The organism is Streptomyces sp. HSW2009 (genome assembly GCF_040240285.1).
GTDB lineage: Bacteria > Actinomycetota > Actinomycetes > Streptomycetales > Streptomycetaceae > Streptomyces.
Genome location: NZ_JBEHZD010000885.1, coordinates 1 through 2,071 on the forward strand (window position 1 = coordinate 1; position 2,071 = coordinate 2,071).

General features: G+C 74.7%; 2 protein-coding genes. One reads left to right on the forward strand and one right to left on the reverse strand.

The annotated features are described in order from the left end of the window. Positions 1–100: 100 nt before the first annotated feature. A complete protein-coding gene (locus tag AAHZ94_RS33215) occupies positions 101–790 on the reverse strand; it encodes a GntR family transcriptional regulator (protein ID WP_349997423.1) in 690 nt (229 codons plus the stop codon). Between the two features lie 403 nt (positions 791–1,193). On the opposite strand from AAHZ94_RS33215, the gene AAHZ94_RS33220 reads away from it, so the two are divergent. Then, the gene (locus AAHZ94_RS33220) at positions 1,194–2,027 is read left to right on the forward strand and encodes a carbon-nitrogen family hydrolase (RefSeq protein ID WP_349997424.1); all 834 of its coding nucleotides are present in this window, start codon (positions 1,194–1,196) and stop codon (positions 2,025–2,027) included. Positions 2,028–2,071 lie beyond the last annotated feature (44 nt).

A 2,071-nucleotide genomic window follows, 5' to 3' on the forward strand; every position in this document is an offset into this window, starting at 1 on the left:
CCCCCCCCCCCCCCCCCCCCCCCCCCCCCCCCCGGGGGGGGCGGGGGCGCCCGGGGCGGTGGGGGGGGGGGGCGCCCCGGCCGCGCCGCGCCCCCCGGCGTCATTCCGCCTGCCGGTCAGGGCGCCCGGGGTCGCTCCAGTGCCGCACGGCGGGCAGGTTCAGCACCGCGAGGGTGCCGCCGAGGTGGGCGCCGAGGGCTGCGGCGGCGCGCTCCGGGTCACCCGACGCGATGCCCGTCACGATGGCCGTGTGCTCGGCGAGCACCGCACGCGCCCGGTCCTCGGCGGCGGCGATGGCCCGCAACCCCATGCGCACCTGGCGGTCCCGCAACGACTCGTAGACCTCCACCAGGACCGGGTTCCCGGCCGCGCGCACGATGGCGCGGTGGAAGGCGCGGTCGCACTCGATGAACGCGACCGGGTCGGCCATCAGGCCGGCCTGCCGCTCGACGAGCTCGGTCAACTCGGCGGTCAGATCGTCCGTGAGCTGCGCGACGCGGCGCACCGACCACTCCTCCACCAGCTCGCGCGCCTGCATGACGGCCTCGATCTCGGCGTCCGAGATGGGTGGCACGTAGGCGCCCTTCTTCGGCACGATCTGGAGGAACCCCTCGGTCTCCAGCCGAAGCAGCGCCTCGCGCACCGGCGTCCTGGACCTGCCGGTCGCCTCACACACCTCCGCCTCGGTCATGAAGATCCCCTCGTGCCGCGGCAGCGCCCCGATGCGGCCCTTCAACCAGCGGTACGTGGTGTCCTGTGCGCTCTCCCGTGCCACCCTGGAACCCGTCATAGACGCAATGTATGCATGGCGTTCGCGCAGCAGCAAGGGCGCATCCATGCGCATGACTCGGCGTCCGGAGCAGACCGGCGCGCCGCGCCTGGCCCGCGCGCCGAGTCCGTACGCCCACCCTTCGCGTACGGGCCGCTGACCTCGGCCGAGCCACGCCACGGAGCCCAACGGCGTTGCCACCAGGCGCTCTTGTGCGGCTCGTAGACGGGACGTATACATGACGTACATAAGGGTGTTCGCCGCGCCCGGACGCGAGCCTTGACCCAAGCCATGCCCGAGCCCATGCCCACACCCGAGCCCAAGTCCGAACGACGACGACGGTGTCGGTGCCGCCGCCGCACGGCCCGCCCACACGGTGCGCGTCTTCCGTGGGCGCCGCCGCGGCCAGCCCAGGGAGTACCGCATGAAGATCGCACTGGTCCAGGTGGCCAGTCCCGCCGACGAGTCCCCCACCGACCGCAGGGCCCGGGTGGGCCGGATGGTCGCCGCCGCCGCGGGAGCCGACCTGGTCGTGCTCCCCGAACTCTGGGCGCCGGGCTACTTCGCCTTCGACCGCTACGCCGAGTACGCCGAGTCGCTCACCGGTCCGACCGTCACCGCGGCGCGCGCCTGGGCCAGGGAGCTCGGGTCCCATCTGCACCTGGGCAGCGTGGTCGAACGCGACGCGCAGGGGCGGCTGTTCAACACCGCCGTGCTGCTGGCGCCCGACGGATCGCTGGTGCACACGTACCGCAAGGTGCACGTCTTCGGGCACGCCTCGCGCGAGGCGGCGCTGCTGACCCCGGGCGACCGGCTCGCCGTGGCCGCCGCGCCGTGGGGCCAGGTCGCCGCCACCACCTGCTACGACCTGCGCTTCCCCGAGTTGTGGCGGGACCTGGTGGACCGCGGGGCACAGACCGTGATCACCCCGGCCGCCTGGCCTGCCGCACGGCGCGAGCACTGGCGGCTGTTCACCACCGCCCGGGCCGTGGAGCAACAGGTCCTGCTGATCGCCTGCAACGCGGTGGGCGTCCAGGGCGACGGGGTCGAACTGGGCGGGCACAGCCGGGTGGTCGACCCCTGGGGCACGGTGTTGGTCGAGGCCGGTACGGACGAGGGGGTGACCCGCTGCGAGGTGGACCCGGGGATCGTCGCGCAGGTCCGGGCCGCCTTCCCGGTGCTCGCCGACCGGCGCTGGCCACCCGCCACCCCACCGGCCGCACCCGACCCCACGGCCGAGGCCCTGACCGGTCCGTGACCGAAGCCCTGACCGGGGGCCTTGCCTAGGGTCGTGACCGGGGC

Coding starts and splice junctions, on each gene's coding strand:
- AAHZ94_RS33215 (WP_349997423.1), bottom strand. CDS start 790: ATGACGGGTTCCAGGGTGGCACGGGAGAGCGCACAGGACACCACGTAC.
- AAHZ94_RS33220 (WP_349997424.1), top strand. CDS start 1,194: ATGAAGATCGCACTGGTCCAGGTGGCCAGTCCCGCCGACGAGTCCCCC.